This is a genomic window from Rhodothalassium salexigens DSM 2132, from assembly GCF_004341375.1.
GTDB classification, from domain to species: Bacteria; Pseudomonadota; Alphaproteobacteria; order Sphingomonadales; family Rhodothalassiaceae; genus Rhodothalassium; species Rhodothalassium salexigens.
In genome coordinates this window covers 79139-94469 of record NZ_SLXO01000003.1, presented here as the reverse complement: position 1 = coordinate 94469, position 15331 = coordinate 79139, and the positions used below count along the sequence as shown (strand labels likewise).

Sequence of the window (15331 nt, the reverse complement as noted above, 5' to 3'; positions counted from 1 at the left end):
CCGAGACGCACTCCGAGACGCCGGCGGACGGTGCCGGCACGGCAGAGGGCGGCGCTCAAACCAGAGGGTGTTGAAGGGCTGGTGTCATTACCCGCCCGCCATGGCGGGGGGGCGGCTACGCCGCGCGGCTCAGACGTGGAAGCTTTCGCCGCAGCCGCACAGGCTCTTGGCGTTGGGGTTGCTGAACGTGAAGCCGGTGGTGAAGCGGTCTTCCTGCCAATCCATCTCGACGCCGTTCAGATACTGCGCCGAGGCGGGGTCCAGGAACACCTTGGTGCCGGCCACGTCGATGGCGGCGTCGCCGGGATCGGCCTCATCGACGAATTGCAGGTCGTACATGAACCCCGAACAACCGGCCACCTTGGCGGCGAGGCGGAGCCCGGCGGGCGGCGTCTCGCGGCTGGCGACCAGGGACTTGATGCGCTCGGCGGCGCGGTCGGTGACGCTCAGCGTGGCCATGGGGTGTCTCCTTCGTCTCGGTTTCGTCGCGGTCATCGGGTCGTCGGTCGGTCGCACGGAGCCGGTCGCGCCCGCCCCGGCGAACCGGCGCGCTAGAGCATGCCCAGTTCGAGCTTGGCCTCGTCGCTCATCTTGGACAGGTCCCAGGGCGGGTCGAACACCAGGTCGAGGCTGACCTCGTTGGCGCCCTCGGCCTCGCGCGCCTTTTGCTCCACTTCCATGGGCAGCGATTCGGCCACCGGGCAGTGCGGCGAGGTCAGCGTCATGACGATGTCCACATTGTTGTCGCCGTCCACCTCGACCGCATAGATCAGGCCCAGTTCGTAGATATTGACCGGGATTTCGGGGTCGAAGACGGTGCGCAGATTGGCGATCACATTGGCCTCCACCTGGGCGGGATCGACCGCGCCGCCCGACCCCGACGCGCCGCCGTTCGAGCCATCGGCGGCCGCACCATCGGCCGCCGTCCCGGCCTCACCCGGGGCCGCGTCAGACGCCATGAACTCGGCCATGAATTGCGAGCCCGCTTGGGGCGTAAACACAGGCCGTTCAGGGGTTTCTGGCGCGTCTTTCTGGTTCAGCGTCATGTAATCGCGGTCGGTCATGGTCTTTGTCCTTACCCGAAGATCTCGGCCACCTTTGCCAGCCCGTCGACCAGCGCGTCCACATCTTGTTCGGTGTTGTAGAGGCCGAAGCTGGCGCGCACGGTGCCCGGCACGCCGAAGCGGTCCATGGTCGGCTGCGCGCAGTGGTGGCCGCAGCGCACCGCAACCCCGGCCCGGTCGAGGATGGTCCCCACGTCATGGGGGTGCGTACCCTCCATGACGAACGACAGAATGCCGGCACGCGCCTCGGCGGTGCCGATCTGGCGGATCGAATTGATGCCGGCCAGACGCTGCTCGCCATAGCGGCGCAGGGCGTCCACATGGGCCTCGATGCGGTCGAGGCCGATCGCCTGCACATAGTCGATCGCCGCCTTGAAGCCGATACCGCCGGCGATATGCGGCGTCCCGGCCTCGAACTTGTAGGGCAGATCGTTCCAGGTGGTCTTCTCGAACGTCACCGTGGCGATCATGTCGCCGCCGCCGTGATAGGGCGGCATGGCCTCCAGCAAGGCGCGCTTGGCGTAGAGCGCGCCGATGCCGGTGGGCCCGTAGAGCTTGTGCGCCGAAAAGACGTAGAAATCGGCGTCGAGGGCGCGCACATCGACCGGCTGGTGCGGCACCGCCTGGCAACCGTCGATCAGCACCTTAGCACCGGCGTCGTGGGCGAGCGCGATCATGGTCTCCACCGGCAGCACGGTCCCGATGCTGTTCGACACGTGCGGCATGGCGACCAGCTTGGTCTTGGGCCCGAGCAGCGCCGTGAAGGCGTCCAGGTCCACCTGGCCGCTGTCGTCCACCGGCGCCACCTTGATCTCGACACCGATCTGGTCGCGCAGCAACTGCCACGGCACGATGTTCGAGTGGTGCTCGATCTCGGTCAGGACGATCTGGTCGCCGGGTGCCAGGAACGTGCGCCCCCAGCTCTGCGCCACCAGATTGATGCCCTCGGTGGCGCCGCGCACGAACACGATCTCCTCGCGCTCGGCGGCGTTGAGCAGCTCGCGCACCGCGTCGCGCGCCGCCTCATAGGCGTCGGTGGCGTCCTGGCTCAGCTTGTAGATGCCGCGGTGAATATTGGCATAGCCCGAGCCATAGGCGCCATTGACCGCGTCGATCACCGCCTGGGGTTTCTGCGCGCTGGCCGCGGTGTCCAGAAACACCAGCGGCTTGCCGTGCATGGTCTCGCCCAGCACGGGGAAGTCGGCGCGATAGGCGTGGGCGTCGAAATCGCCGGCCACCGCTCCACTCTCGCCACGGGCCTGGTCTGGCAGGACGCTGCCTTCCATCAGCTAGGCTCCTTTCCGAACCAGACTTGCGCCGCGGCCACGAAGGCGTCGCGCAAGGTGTCGTCGTCCAGGTCGCCGAACAGATCGGCCACGAAGGCCTCAATCAGCAGCGCCTTGGCCTCGGCCAGCGGCAAGCCGCGCTGGACCAGGTAGAACAGCGCCGCCGCGTCCAGCTGACCCACCGTGGCGCCATGGGCGCAGACCACATCGTCGGCGTAGATCTCAAGCTCGGGCTTGGTGTTCGCCTCGGCGGTTTCGTCGAGCAGGATCGCCTTCGATTGCTGCTGGGCGTCGGTGCGCTGGGCGTCGCGCGCCACGTGCACCTTGCCCTGGAAGGCGGTGCGACCCTGGGCGTCAACCACGGCGCGCGCGCCCTGGTCCGACGTGGTGTCGGCGACCCGGTGGTCGAGATAGCTGCGGGTGTCGAGGCTTTGACCGGCGCGCGCCATCTGGGCGACCCGGATATCGGCGTGGGCGCCGGCCTCGGTCGCCGCCACATGAACCTCGTTGCGCGCGATCTCGGCGCCGGTTTGCAGGTCGAAGCGGCGATAGCGCGCGCCGCCCGCCAGCGCCACCCGGGTCAGGCCGCTGTGGACGCTGCGCGGGCCCTCGGCCTGGAACAGCGCGTGGATCAGCGTCGAGCCGGTCTCGCCGGCCACGTCGAGCACCTGGTTCTGCCAATAGGCCGAGGCGTCGCCCTCGAACCGCTCGACCAGCGTCAGCGCGGCCCGGGCACCGAGCGCCACCCGCACCCGGACGTGGGCGGCGCACGCGTCGGCGTCGGTGACCCGGTAGAGCAGCTGTAGCGGCCGGTCGATCGCCGCGCCGTCGGCCACCCGCACATGCACCGCCTGGGGCGCGAAGGCGGCGTTCAAGGCCGCCAGGGCGTTATCGGCGCCGGTCGAGGCGGGCTCGCCGTCGGTGACGATCTCCAGGCCCGCCGGCAGGTCGCCCATCCGGCTGGCGTCGGCGTCCACCCGGCCGTTGGTCAGCACCAGGAGCGGGCCGTCGAGCCCGGCCACCGGGGCCGAGACCGCCGGACCGGTGGCAGCGGGCGCCAGCCGGGCCCGGTCGAGCCCGGCCAGGTCGGTATATTTCCAGTCTTCCTGGCGGCGGCTCGGCAGGCCGAGGCTGCGAAAGCGGTCATAGGCCGCGCGGCGCTGGGCGCTGGCGCCACCCAGGCCGGCGAAGGCGTCATCGAAGGGGCTGTCCGCCATGGTCACGCCACCGCCGCCGCATAACCCTGGGCTTCGAGCTCATGGGCCAGGTCCTTGCCGCCCGAGCGCACGATCCGGCCGTCGGCCAGCACGTGCACATGGTCGGGCACCACATAGTCGAGCAGGCGTTGATAGTGGGTGATCAGCAGGATCGCCCGGTCCGAGCCGCGCAGCGCGTTGATGCCCTGGGACACGGTCTTGAGCGCGTCGATGTCGAGGCCCGAATCGGTCTCGTCGAGGATCGCCAGCTTCGGGTCGAGCACCGCCATCTGGACCATCTCGTTGCGCTTCTTCTCGCCGCCCGAAAAGCCCACATTGACGAACCGCTTGAGCATATCCAGCGACATCTCAAGATCCTTGGCCTTGTCCTTGGCCAGCTTCATGAAATCGGCGCCGTTCAACTCCGGCTCGCCGCGATAGCGCCGCTGCGCGTTCAAGGCCGTGCGGAGGAAATTCAGGTTCGACACGCCGGGGATTTCGACCGGGTACTGAAAGCCCAGGAAGATGCCCTCGCCGGCGCGCTCATGGGGGGCGAGCGCGAGCAGGTCCTTGCCCGCATAGTGCACCGAGCCGGCGGTCACCTCATAGGCGTCGCGCCCGGCGAGCGTCGAGGCGAGCGTCGACTTGCCGGCGCCATTGGGCCCCATGATGGCGTGCACCTCGCCCGGCTTCACCTCCAGGCTCAGGCCCTTGATGATTTCGGTGCCGTCCACCGACACATGCAGATCGTCAATCTTCAACATCGTCTTTCACCTTTGCGTCCACCGGCGGCCCGGCCCCGATGCTGCGGGGCGCACGGCCAAGCCGGGACAAAAATCGCCGTCAGCCCGGTCGCTCAGCCCACGCTGCCTTCGAGGCTGATGCCCAGAAGCTTCTGCGCCTCGACCGCGAATTCCATCGGCAGTTGCTGCATCACTTCCTTGGCGAAGCCGTTGACCACCATCTCGACCGCCGCTTCCTCGTCGAGCCCGCGTTGCAGGCAGTAGAACATCTGGTCTTCCGAGATTTTCGAGGTGGTCGCCTCATGCTCGATCTGGGCGCCGGGGTTGCGGCTTTCGATATAGGGCACGGTGTGGGCGCCGCACTGGTCGCCCATCAGCAGGCTGTCGCACTGGGTGAAGTTGCGCACCCCCGAGGCGCCCGCCTGGACCCGCACCAGTCCGCGATAGGTGTTGTTGGAGCGCCCGGCCGAAATGCCCTTGGAGATGATCCGCGAGCGGGTGTTGCGGCCCTGGTGGATCATCTTGGTGCCGGTATCGGCCTGCTGGCGGTTGTTGGTCACCGCCACCGAATAAAACTCGCCCACCGACTCGTCGCCCTGGAGCACGCAGGAAGGATACTTCCAGGTGATCGCCGACCCGGTCTCCACCTGGGTCCAGCTGATCTTGGAGCGCTTGCCCTTACACAGCCCGCGCTTGGTGACGAAGTTGTAGATGCCGCCCTTGCCGTCCTTGTCGCCGGGATACCAGTTCTGAACCGTGGAATATTTGATCTCGGCGTCGTCGAGCGCCACCAGTTCCACCACCGCGGCGTGAAGCTGGTTCTCGTCGCGCTGCGGGGCGGTGCAGCCTTCCAGATAGCTCACATAAGAGCCCGCGTCGGCGACGATCAGCGTCCGCTCGAATTGGCCGGTATTCTCGGCGTTGATGCGGAAATAGGTGCTCAGTTCCATCGGGCAGCGCACGCCCTCGGGGATGTAGACGAAGGTACCGTCGGAGAACACCGCGCTGTTCAGGCAGGCGAAGAAATTGTCGCGAATCGGCACCACGCTGCCCAGATACTTGCGCACCAGGTCGGGATACTCGCGAATCGCTTCCGAGATCGACATGAAGATCACGCCGGCCTTTTCCAACTCGGCGCGGAAGGTGGTCGCCACCGACACCGAATCGAACACCGCATCGACCGCCACTTTGGGCGCGCCCTCGACGCCGGCCAGCACCTTCTGCTCTTCCAGCGGGATGCCCAGCTTTTCATAGGTGCGCAGCAGTTCCGGGTCGACCTCGTCAAGCGACTTGGGCCCGTCGCCCTGCTGCTTGGGCGCGGCATAATAATAGGCGTCTTGATAGTCGATCGGCGGAATGTCGAGCATCGCCCATTGCGGCTCGGTCATCTTGAGCCAGGCGCGATAGGCCTTGAGCCGCCAGTCGAGCATCCACTGCGGCTCGCCCTTCTTCTCAGAGATAAACCGGACGATATCCTCGTTCAGCCCCTTGGGCGCGAAATCCGATTCGATCTCGGTGACAAACCCGTACTTGTAATCGCCGGTCGCTTCGTCGACCTGCTCGCGCGTTTCGGCCGTGGCAGCCATGTGCCGTCTCCTTACCCGTCAGTCACCTGTTGTTCGGCCCGCAGCACCGGTCGGATTGGCGCTGCGGATACCGGCCGTCTAGTCGGCTTGTTCCGTCACCCGCGCCGCCGCCTCTACAAAGCCCGGCGGCGACACCGGTTTGGAAATCTCTTTCAGCGAGATCCCCGCCAAGGCGCCGCGCACTGCCTCGTTGATCGTCTGCCAGTGCACCGCCATGCTACAAACCGGTTCCAGGGTGCATTCGCGCTCCGCCGTCGAGACGCAGTTGGTCAACGCGATCGGACCGTCAACCGCTTCGATCACATCGGCGACGGTGATGTCTCCCGCCGGGCGGGCGAGCGCAAACCCGCCCTTGACGCCGCGCGACGACACCAACAAGCCGGCGCGCTTCATCTGGCCCAGAATCTTACTGACGGTGGGTTCGGGAATGCCCGAGCCCTGCGCCAGATCGGAGGCATTGGCGCGCCGGTCGGTCCGTGCCAATTCACTCATCAGCACAACCGCATAGTCAGCCAAATTCGTTAGACGGATCATTCAGTCCCCGTTTCCGGCTCAAAACCGGACTAATTACGTCGTCTTTAGGTAAGGAAACCGCCCGCGTCTGTCAACGCAAAACAGCACCGATACTGTAGCCGATTTCTCCGGCCCACGCCAAGCGCTGCCGTCTTGCGCCGGACCGGGGCAATCCGGCACATAACGAAACGGCTTTTCACTCAAGGAGGGGATCATGGCCAAAGGCCCCGACGCCGGTCGACTGTGGGATCTGCCCACACGCCTGTTCCACTGGACGCTGGCGCTCGGCATCGTTGCCGCGTGGTGGACCGCCGAGAACGGCGAATTGGAACTGCATGAAAAGGTCGGCCTGTTCCTGTTGTCGCTGATCATCTTTCGCGTGTTGTGGGGCCTGGTCGGCAGCCCCACCGCCCGGTTCGCCCGGTTCCTGACCGGGCCGGGGCCGGTGCTGCGCCACCTGGTCGACCTGTGGCAGCAACGCCAGCATGTGAGCCCCGGCCACAACCCGGCCGGCGGGTGGATGGTGGTCGTGCTGCTCGCCGCGGTGTTCGCTCAGGCCGTCATGGGACTGTTCGCCAGCGACGATTTCCTGTTCTGGGGGCCGCTCGCCGGCCTCGTGTCGTCGGACTGGGTGGGCACCCTGACCGGCTGGCACAAGAGCTGGTTCAATGTCATCCTGGGCCTGATCGCGCTCCATGTGCTGGCGGTGCTCTACTATGTGTTCCTTGCCGGCGAGGATCTGATCCGCGCCATGATCACCGGCCGCAAGCCGGGCCTGTCGGCAGAGCGAACGCCGGGCGACCGGGTGCTGGCCGGGCCGCGCACCGTCGCGCTGCGTGCCCTGGCCTGCCTGGCCGCCGCCGTCGCACTGGGCTGGGGCGGTGTCGGCCTGATCGAGACCTTGGCGGCGTGAGCGGAACAACCCGGCCGGGGCGACCGGCCGGGTTTCGTGGCAGCAAGCTTCAAGATGTGCTGGGGTGCTCGGCGTGGGCAGCGTGCGCCGAGACCCGTGCACCGCGATCAGTCGGTGCGGTAGTCGTTGTGGCAGCCGCGGCAGTGATTCTTGAAGATCGGCCCCATGCCGCCGAGCGCCTCGTCGGTCTTACCGTCGGCGGCCAGGGCGGCCAGCTCTTCCACGTCCTCGGCATAGGCGGTCATGGCGGCTTCGAAGTCGGACCAGTTGGCCCAAATGGCGTCCTTTGCCTCGGTCTTCACGTCGGCGCCGCGGGTGTCCGGACGAAACGCCTCGACCGACAGGCGCGCGCCGGTGGCCCAATAGTCGAACAGCTGGGGCACATTTTTCTTCTCGATCAACCCTTGCTGCATCCGCAGAAGCGTCACGCCGGCCATGCCGGAGCCGCTGATGGTCGCTTGGCGATGGTCCGCATGGGCCTGTTCGGGGCTCACATTCTGAGCCGCCGCCGCCGTTGCGATCGCGCCGGCCAGCCCCAGCGCGCCCAGAGTCGTAATAAGAATGCGCATACCGTCCTCCTGTTGGTGACGGCCCGAGTATTCACACACCAAAGGCGGACAGCAAGACGTGGGATTGTGAAAAAACTGCCACCGGGCTCGACCGCCGGACACCCGGACACGGTGATCCCGGCTGTGAGCGGGCCCGAGCGGACCCGAGGGGACCGCGCCGGTCTTCCCCGCGCTGGCACCGCTTTGCCGATGAGAGCCCGGGATCGCGACAGCGGCCGGTCAGATGATCCGTGGCGGCCGGTTGCGGCGATCTTTGCGCGGTTGCAGCGCCTGATAGGCTTCCTGGCAGTGCTGGGCGCAATAGGGCAGGCCGGGCTGGCTCGGCTTGCCGCAGAAATGGAAATCGGCGTCGCCGGGATGGCCATAGGGCCATTTGCACATGCGCTCGGTCAGGTCGAGCAGGGTGACCCGGTCGTCGGCGGGCTTCTTCTTGCGCGTGCGCTTCTTGGCCGGCGCCGCCGTGCCGCCGGTCTTGGCCGCCGCCTGGGCGTCGCTTTTGACCGGGCTCGGCCGCGATTTGAGACCCAGACGGTGCGCCTTGCCGATCACCGCGTTGCGGGTCACGCCCTCGCCGAGTTCCGTGGCGATCTGACTGGCGCTCTTGCCCGCGTCCCACAGCCGCTTCAAGGTCTCGATCCGTTCATCAGTCCACGACATTCACTCGGTCCTTCCCTGACTTGCCAGATGCGTGACATAAAACCGGCGCCCGGGGGACGCAAGGGTTGCCGACCGCCGTCCGGGCCATTACCTCAAGCCGTACCTCCTGTCGTGGCGTCATGCCCCGCCGATTACCCCAGCCTTGCCCCGGCCGGGTCGGGGCGTGGCCGCGCAGTCGTCTGCCCTGGGGCCGCGACGCGCTTCCAGGGCGCGCGATCCGACAACAGCGCGAGAGTCGATCATGCCCGATACCGCCGTCCACAGCCAGCCCGTGTCCCAATCCGCCGCCAAGGCCGACCATGCCGGACATGCCGACGATTTCGGCGTCCGGCGGATCGGCGCGGTCAATTGGGGCGGCCTGCAAACACTCGCCGAACGCGAAATCCGCCGCTTCATGAAGGTGTGGATGCAGACCGTGCTGGCGCCGTCGGTCCAGGCGGTGCTGTTCTTCTTGATCTTCGCCGTGGTGATCGGCGGCTCGGACCGGGTCACCACCGCGGTGCCCTATGAGCAGTTCCTGGCCCCGGGCCTGGCGATCATGGCGCTGACCCAGAACGCGTTTCAGAACACCGCCTCGTCGCTGATCATCGGCAAGGTGCAGGGCACGGTGATCGACGTGCTGATGCCGCCCTTGTCGGCGGGCGAGTTGGTGATGGGCTATGTGCTCGGCGGCGTGGCCCGGGCGCTGGTGGTGTGCGGCGTGCTGTTGCTGGTGTTCTGGGTGCTGCCGCTTGACGCGATCACCGTCACCCACCCCTGGGCGATCCTCTATTTCGGCCTGATGGCGGCGATCTTCATGTCGCTGATCGGGCTGTTGACCGGGGTCTGGGCCGAGAAATTCGACCATGTGGCGACGATCACCAACTTCATCGTCGCGCCGCTGACGCTGTTGAGCGGCACCTTCTATTCGGTCGGCATCCTCAAGGAGCGCATGGCCGACGGCGGCTGGGGCGCCGACCAACTGGCGGTGCTCGACGCGGTGCTGGCGGTCAATCCGTTCTTCTATGTGATCGACGGGTTCCGCTACGGCTTTATCGGCACCGCGGATGCGTCGCTGCCCGTGGGCGTGGCATTCATCGGCGTGGCCAACGCGGCGCTGGCACTGATCGCCTGGCGGGTGTTCCGCAGCGGCTGGAAGCTCAAGGCCTGAGCTGGGGTCTGACCCATGGCCAAACCCCGCCGGACCGGCGATTGACACCGCCCGGCCTGATCACAATACTCCGCCGCTTATCCCCAAGCGGCGGGGTGGTTCCTTTTTCGAGACGGAGGCGGTCGTGACATCCGCACTTATGGGCACTTACCGGCAGGCCGACGTGGCGTTCGAGCGCGGCGAGGGCATGACCCTCTATGACGACGCCGGCAAGGCCTATCTGGACTTCAATGCCGGCATCGCGGTGAGCTGCCTCGGCCACGCCCACCCCCACCTGGTGGCGACGCTCAAGGACCAGGCCGAAAAGCTGTGGCACACCTCGAACCTCTACCGCATTGCGCACGCCGAACGGTTGGCCGAGCGGCTGTGCGCGGCGAGCTTCGCCGATCGGGTGTTCTTCACCAATTCGGGCGCCGAGGCCATCGAGTGCGCGATCAAGACCGCCCGGCGCTACTTCTTCGACCAGGGCGAGCCCGACCGCTACGAGATCGTCACCCTGACCGCGGCGTTCCACGGCCGGACGCTGGCCGCCGTCGCCGCCGCCGGCAAGGCCGAGGGCTTCGGCCCGGCGACCCCGGGCTTTCGCCAGGTGGTCGCCGGCGCCATCGAGGACCTGACCGCCGCCATCGGCCCGCAGACCGCCGCTGTGATGCTGGAGCCGGTGCAGGGCGAAGGCGGCGTGGTGCCGCTGCCCGACGTCTTCCTGCGCGACGTGCGCCGGATCTGCGACGAGCGCGGCCTGCTGTTGATCGCCGACGAAATCCAGTGCGGCATGGGCCGGACCGGCAAGCTGTTCGCCCATGAATGGGCCGACATCCGCCCCGATATCGTGGCTGCCGCCAAGGGCATCGGCGGCGGCTTCCCGCTTGGCGCCTGTCTGGCCACCGACGCGGTCGCCGCGGCCATGGTGCCCGGCACCCACGGCTCCACCTACGGCGGCAACCCGCTGGCCACCGCGGTCGGCAATGCGGTGCTCGACGAATTGCTCAAGCCCGGTTTCATGGGCCATGTGATCGCCATGGGCGAGGCGCTGCACCAGGCGTTGGCGCACTTCGCCGAGCGCTACCACAATCAGGTCGAAGACATGCGCGGGCGCGGGCTCATGTGGGGCATCAAGCTGCGCGACGGTCTGGTCAACCGTGAGGTGGTGGCGACCGCGCTGCGCCACGGGTTGTTGACCGCACCCGCCGGCGACAATGTGATCCGCCTGCTGCCGCCGTTGATCCTCACCCAGCCGCATATCGACCAAGCCATGGAGCGTCTGGGCGCCGCACTGACCGAGGCCGAGCAAACCGCCCGGACGGTGGCCTGATGGACGGCGCCGAGCCGGCCGTGGCCGCCGGTACCCCGCGCCATTTTCTCGACCTGGCCGGGTTGGACGCCGCCACCGTGGCGCGGCTCATCGAGGCCGCCGACACCCGCGCCCGGGCCCGCGCCGGCCGGTTCAAGGCGGCACCCGACGACGACGCGCCGCTCGCCGGTGCCGCCGTCGCCTGCCTGTTCGCCAAGCCGTCGACCCGCACCCGGGTGTCGTTCGACCTGGCGGTGCGCCAATTGGGCGGTGCACCGCTGACCCTGGACCGCGCGGGCATGCAAACCGGCCGCGGCGAACCGCTCGACGACACCGCCCGCGTGCTCAGCCGCTATGTGGACGCGATCACCTTCCGCGCCCACACCCATGGCGACCTGGAGACGCTGGCCGGCGCCTCGGACGTGCCGGTGGTCAACGCGCTCACCGACTACAGCCACCCCTGCCAGGCGATCGCCGACATGCTGACGCTCAAGCAACGGTTGGGCAGCCTGGCCGGCGCGCGCATCGCCTGGCTCGGCGACGGCAACAATGTGGCGGTGTCGCTGGTCCACGCCGCCGTGCGCTTGGGCGCCTCGGTGCGGCTGGCCGGCCCCGACGGGCGCATGCCCGACGCGCTGTTCGCCTGGGCCGCCGCCCAAGGCGGCGACGTGGCGCGCGTCGCCACCGCCGAAGCGGCGGTCGACGGCGCCCAGGCGGTCTACACCGACACCTGGAAGAGCATGGGCGACGAGGCGGTGGACCTGGACGCCTTTGCGCCCTATCGGGTCAGCGAGGCGCTGATGGCGCGGGCGCCCGAGGCGGTGTTCCTGCACTGCCTGCCCGCCTATCGCGGCCAGGAAGTGGACGCCGCGGTGCTGGAAGGGCCGCAATCGGCGGTCTGGGATCAGGCCGAAAACCGCCTGCACGCCCAGAAGGCCATCTTGTTGCACTGTTTCGACCGACTGTAAGAGCACCCCCCATGACCGATGAGCCGATCGTCGTCCCGGACCCGCCGGGAAGCGCCGACAATCAGGTATTGCCGTTTCGCATCGAAGGCCAGCCGGTGCGCGGCCGGGCGGTCCGGCTCGGCACCGCCGCCGACCGGATCATCCGCGCCCACGACTATCCCGCCCCGGTGGCCGGAGTGGTTGGCGAACTGGCCGCCCTGTCGTGCCTGCTCGGCAGCATGCTCAAGGTCGACGACGGCATCCTGACCATCCAGGCCAAGGGCTCGGGCCCGCTGTCGCTGCTGGTCGGCGACTTCCTGGCGCCGGGCACCGTGCGCGGCTTCGCCCAGGTCGACCGGGACCGGCTCAAGACGCTGGGCAAACGGCCGAGCCTGCAGGGGCTGATGGGCAAGGGGCACCTGGCCCTGACCCTCGACCAGGGGCCGCAGACCGACCGCTATCAGGGCATCGTGGCGCTTGAAGGCGGCACGCTGGCCGAGTGCGCCGGCACCTATTTCGCCCAGTCGGAACAGTTGCCGACGCGCATCCTGTTGCACGCCGGGCAGGACCCGGTGTCGGGCCACTGGCGCGCCGGCGGCATCATGGTGCAAGATCTGCCGACCGGCGGCGGCACGCCCGACGACGGCGGCGGCGACATCGACCACGACGCGGCCGGCGAACCCAACACCGAACCGTTCAACCGCGCTACCGCGCTGATGATGAGCACCCGCGCCGAGGAGTTGCTGGACCCGGAGCTGGCCCTGCCGACCTTGTTGTTCCGCTTGTTCCACGAAGACGGCGTGCGCGTCTTCGACAGCCACCCGGTGGCCTTCGGCTGCCGGTGCAGCCGCGACAAGATCGCCTCGGTGCTGGCGCGCTATTCGAGCGAAGAGCTGTCGGACATGGTCGAAGACGACGGCCTGATCACCGTCACCTGCCAGTTCTGCAACACCGACTATCGGTTCGAGCCCTAAGCCTGCGGGGCGGCCAGCAGCGTGTCACCGTCGCGCGCGGTCACCCGGGCGCGCACGATCTGGCCGGGCGCCACCGAGCCGGCCAGGCGCACCGGCGCGAACTGGCCGCTGTGGCCGGTGGCGAACGGACCCGCAGCGTCCCGGCCGGCCTTTTCCACCAGCACATCCACCTGGCCGCCCACTGCACGGTCGAGGAACGCCCGGGCGCGCGCGGCCCCGGCGGCGCGCAGCCGGGCGGCGCGGTCCTTGCGCACCGGCTTGGGCAGTTGCGGCATCCGCGCCGCCGGCGTGCCCTGGCGCGGCGAGAACGGGAACACGTGCAGCCAGGTCAGGTCGCAGTCGTCGACCAGCGCCAGGCTGTTCTCGAACATGGCCTCGGTCTCGGTGGGGAAGCCGGCGATGATGTCGGCGCCGAACGCCACCTCGGGCCGGCGCGCGCGTACCGCTTGGCAGAACGCGATGGCATCGGCACGGCTGTGGCGGCGCTTCATGCGCTTCAGGATCAGATCGTCGCCGGCCTGGAGCGACAGGTGCAGGTGCGGCATCACCCGCGCATCGCCGGTGATCGCGTCCATCAGCGCCGCGTCGGCCTCGATGCTGTCGATCGACGAGATGCGCAGCCGGGCCAGGTCGGGCACCTGGGCCAGGATCGTCTGGACCAGCCGGCCGAGGCTGGGCTTGCCCGGCAGGTCGGGGCCATAGCTGGTCAGGTCGACGCCGGTCAGCACCACCTCGCCATAACCCCGGTCGACCAGCCGCTTGATCTGGTCGACCACCGCGCCCATGGGCGTCGAGCGCGCGTTGCCGCGACCATAGGGGATGATGCAGAAGGTGCAGCGGTGATCGCAGCCGTTCTGCACCTGGACGAAGGCGCGCGCGCGCTCGCCGAAGCCGTCGATCAGATGGCCGGCCTGTTCGCGCACGGCCATGATGTCGGTGACCTGGACCGGCGCGGCCGCGCCCGCCGCCAACGCCTCGAAGGCCGCCGGGCCGAGCTTGTCCTGGTTGCCGATCACCGCGTCCACCTCGGCCATGGCGGCGAACTGGCCCGGGTCCACCTGTGCCGCACAGCCGGTGACCACGATGCGGCGGCCTGGATGGTCGCGGCGCGCCCGGCGGATCGTCTGGCGCGCCTGGCGCACCGCCTCGGCGGTCACCGCGCAGGTGTTGACGACGACGGCGTCGTCGAGCCCGGCGGCCTCGGCATTGCGCTCGATCACCGCCGACTCGTAGGCATTGAGCCGGCAACCGAAGGTGATCACCTCGGTCCGCGCCCGCTCGACCGCCGCCCCGGCCTGGGTGGCGGTATCAGGATCGGTGTCGGCCCCGGTTTCAAGATCGATGTCGGGCGCGCTCATGCCGCTGCCTCGATCTCATAGGCGGCCAGATCCACCGCGCCGAAAAACGACAGGTCGGCGGGCCCGGCCAGGATGACGCTGTCGCCGGCCACATCCCAAGTGACCATCAGCATGCCACCGGGCAGACCCACGCGCGCCTTGGGGCCGGTCAGCCCGCGCCGGTGGGCGGCCACCAGGGCGGCACAGGCGGCGGTACCGCACGCCCGGGTGAAGCCCGCGCCGCGCTCCCACACGGTCAGCGCCAGGGCATCGGGTGCATCGACCCGCGCCAGGCTCACATTGATGCGCTCGGGGAACAGCGGGTCGCGTTCGATCTGCGGCGCCAGAGTCTCGAAAGCCTGCACCGCCACGGCGTCGTCCTGGAAGAACACCAGGTGCGGATTGCCCATGGACACCGCGCCCGGATCGCCCAGCGCGCCACGGGTAAAATCGAGCCGCCGGGTGTCGCCCGCTTCGGCCAGGGGGATATCCTGCCAGTCGAGCCCCGGCGGCCCCATGTCCACCGCGACGCCGGCGCCGCTGCCGTGGGCGCGCAACAGGCCCGCAGCGGTCTCGATCACCGCTTGCTCGGCACCGCGCTCGCCCATCACCAGGCGCGCCACACAGCGGGTGGCGTTACCGCAGGCGGCGACCGTGGAGCCGTCGGCGTTGCGGATCTCCATGGCCACATCGGCGTCGTCGCTGGCGCGCAGGATGATCAACTGGTCGCAACCGATGCCGGTGTGCCGGTCGGCCAGCGCGCGCACGGTGGCGTCCGACAAGGCCAACGGCGCTTGCCGGGCGTCGAAGACGACAAAGTCGTTGCCCAGTCCGTGCATCTTGACGAACGGGCGGCGCTCTGAATTGGTGGAAGCCATGCTGCGCCCTATATAGGAAAAGCACGGCCGGGCGCCAGACTTTCCTCGATCGGCAAGCGTGCCGGCGGCCTCTCCCCCGAGGCGACCGCGCGCACGGTGATGGTCTTTTCTTGCCTTCCCCGCCCGCGCCACGATAGGGGCGGCACCGACAGAGCCGCGCCGGTACGCCATGGTTCAGCATCGGATGACCGCACGCGCGGCCGCCCCGCCCGCTGCCGGCTATGGCC

The 15331-nt window shown here is 68.6% G+C and carries 16 protein-coding genes; 5 read left to right on the top strand and 11 right to left on the bottom strand.

The genetic code is table 11. The annotated features are described in order from the left end of the window. Nucleotides 1-129: 129 nt before the first annotated feature. The 7 genes from EV659_RS05050 to EV659_RS05020 form a co-directional block, all read right to left on the bottom strand. Nucleotides 130-459 carry a HesB/IscA family protein gene (locus EV659_RS05050; RefSeq protein WP_132707773.1) on the bottom strand — a complete coding sequence of 110 codons (330 nt, stop codon included), beginning with the start codon at nucleotides 457-459 and terminating at the stop codon, nucleotides 130-132. Between the two features lie 92 nt (nucleotides 460-551). Further along, nucleotides 552-1064 carry a DUF59 domain-containing protein gene (locus tag EV659_RS05045; protein WP_200287330.1) on the bottom strand — a complete coding sequence of 171 codons (513 nt, stop codon included), beginning with the start codon at nucleotides 1062-1064 and terminating at the stop codon, nucleotides 552-554. Nucleotides 1065-1075: 11 nt separating this feature from the next. Continuing rightward, a complete protein-coding gene (locus tag EV659_RS05040; RefSeq protein ID WP_132707772.1) occupies nucleotides 1076-2350 on the bottom strand; it encodes an aminotransferase class V-fold PLP-dependent enzyme in 1275 nt (424 codons plus the stop codon). Beyond that, nucleotides 2350-3567, bottom strand: coding sequence for a Fe-S cluster assembly protein SufD (gene sufD / locus EV659_RS05035; RefSeq protein ID WP_132707771.1), 1218 nt, complete (start codon nucleotides 3565-3567; stop codon nucleotides 2350-2352). Before sufD ends, EV659_RS05040 begins: the two co-directional genes overlap by 1 nt. A 2-nt stretch (nucleotides 3568-3569) precedes the next feature. Beyond that, nucleotides 3570-4310 (bottom strand): Fe-S cluster assembly ATPase SufC, encoded by a 741-nt coding sequence (gene sufC / locus EV659_RS05030; RefSeq protein WP_132707770.1) that lies wholly within the window; start codon nucleotides 4308-4310, stop codon nucleotides 3570-3572. A gap of 92 nt (nucleotides 4311-4402) precedes the next feature. Beyond that, nucleotides 4403-5875 carry a Fe-S cluster assembly protein SufB gene (gene sufB / locus EV659_RS05025; RefSeq protein WP_132707769.1) on the bottom strand — a complete coding sequence of 491 codons (1473 nt, stop codon included), beginning with the start codon at nucleotides 5873-5875 and terminating at the stop codon, nucleotides 4403-4405. Nucleotides 5876-5953: 78 nt separating this feature from the next. Beyond that, nucleotides 5954-6409, bottom strand: coding sequence for an SUF system Fe-S cluster assembly regulator (locus EV659_RS05020; protein ID WP_200287331.1), 456 nt, complete (start codon nucleotides 6407-6409; stop codon nucleotides 5954-5956). A gap of 193 nt (nucleotides 6410-6602) precedes the next feature. Between EV659_RS05020 and EV659_RS05015 the strand changes: the two genes are divergently transcribed. After that, nucleotides 6603-7301, top strand: coding sequence for a cytochrome b/b6 domain-containing protein (locus EV659_RS05015; RefSeq protein WP_132707768.1), 699 nt, complete (start codon nucleotides 6603-6605; stop codon nucleotides 7299-7301). Nucleotides 7302-7408: 107 nt separating this feature from the next. On the opposite strand, the gene EV659_RS05010 is transcribed toward EV659_RS05015, so the two are convergent. Both EV659_RS05010 and EV659_RS05005 read right to left on the bottom strand, forming a co-directional pair. Further along, complete coding sequence (locus EV659_RS05010; protein WP_132707767.1) at nucleotides 7409-7870, bottom strand: cytochrome c; 462 nt, start codon at nucleotides 7868-7870, stop codon at nucleotides 7409-7411. A 219-nt stretch (nucleotides 7871-8089) separates the two neighbouring features. Further along, a complete protein-coding gene (locus EV659_RS05005; RefSeq protein ID WP_132707766.1) occupies nucleotides 8090-8527 on the bottom strand; it encodes a GcrA family cell cycle regulator in 438 nt (145 codons plus the stop codon). A 241-nt stretch (nucleotides 8528-8768) separates the two neighbouring features. Between EV659_RS05005 and EV659_RS05000 the strand changes: the two genes are divergently transcribed. The 4 genes from EV659_RS05000 (at nucleotide 8769) to EV659_RS04985 (ending at nucleotide 12889) form a co-directional block, all read left to right on the top strand. Then, nucleotides 8769-9677, top strand: coding sequence for an ABC transporter permease (locus EV659_RS05000; RefSeq protein WP_132707765.1), 909 nt, complete (start codon nucleotides 8769-8771; stop codon nucleotides 9675-9677). 139 nt (nucleotides 9678-9816) lie between these two features. Beyond that, a complete protein-coding gene (locus EV659_RS04995) occupies nucleotides 9817-10989 on the top strand; it encodes an aspartate aminotransferase family protein (protein WP_132708029.1) in 1173 nt (390 codons plus the stop codon). Next, a complete protein-coding gene (argF, locus tag EV659_RS04990) occupies nucleotides 10989-11936 on the top strand; it encodes an ornithine carbamoyltransferase (RefSeq protein WP_132707764.1) in 948 nt (315 codons plus the stop codon). The genes EV659_RS04995 and argF overlap by 1 nt, the downstream gene beginning before the upstream one ends. Nucleotides 11937-11947: 11 nt before the next feature. Further along, nucleotides 11948-12889: an Hsp33 family molecular chaperone HslO gene (locus tag EV659_RS04985; RefSeq protein WP_132707763.1), complete on the top strand. Its 942-nt coding sequence runs from the start codon at nucleotides 11948-11950 to the stop codon at nucleotides 12887-12889. On the opposite strand, the gene mtaB is transcribed toward EV659_RS04985, so the two are convergent. Together mtaB and dapF are read right to left on the bottom strand one after the other, a co-directional pair. Then, nucleotides 12886-14247, bottom strand: a complete 1362-nt coding sequence (mtaB, locus tag EV659_RS04980) for a tRNA (N(6)-L-threonylcarbamoyladenosine(37)-C(2))-methylthiotransferase MtaB (RefSeq protein ID WP_132707762.1) — start codon at nucleotides 14245-14247, stop codon at nucleotides 12886-12888. The genes EV659_RS04985 and mtaB overlap by 4 nt on opposite strands. Further along, nucleotides 14244-15104: a diaminopimelate epimerase gene (dapF, locus tag EV659_RS04975; protein WP_132707761.1), complete on the bottom strand. Its 861-nt coding sequence runs from the start codon at nucleotides 15102-15104 to the stop codon at nucleotides 14244-14246. The genes mtaB and dapF overlap by 4 nt, the downstream gene beginning before the upstream one ends. Nucleotides 15105-15331: the final 227 nt, after the last annotated feature.